The organism is Methylobacterium sp. D54C (assembly GCF_053345595.1).
The window spans coordinates 1-283 of record NZ_JBKFAK010000258.1 but is presented as its reverse complement, the minus strand read 5'-3'; the positions used below and the strand labels follow the sequence as shown (position 1 = coordinate 283).

Below are 283 nucleotides of genomic sequence, written 5' to 3'. Positions count from 1 at the left end.
AGAACGCCTCGCTCAGAAGGTCGCGGGCGAAGCCGGTCCGCAGGGCAGTGAACAGCGCCGGCCGGGTGGTGATCCGGACCGCGCCCGCGCCGAGTCGGTGCGGCCCGACGCGCGGGCTGACGCCGGCGATCCGGCCGCCCTCCAGCCAGCTCGCCTCGCCGCCGAGGGCGCCGAACGCCACCGGCAGCACCGCCCGCTCGGCCAGCGCCTGCGCCCGCGAGTAGCCGATGACCGCGAGGCCGGTCGCGTCGAGATCGAGTTCCGGTCCGCGGCCGGGCGCGGC

At 78.4% G+C, this 283-nt stretch carries 1 pseudogene; it reads right to left on the bottom strand.

The features are described 5' to 3' along the window. Nucleotides 1-283 (bottom strand): annotated as a pseudogene (locus ACLBYB_RS33420) (restriction endonuclease subunit R); the annotation flags it as partial.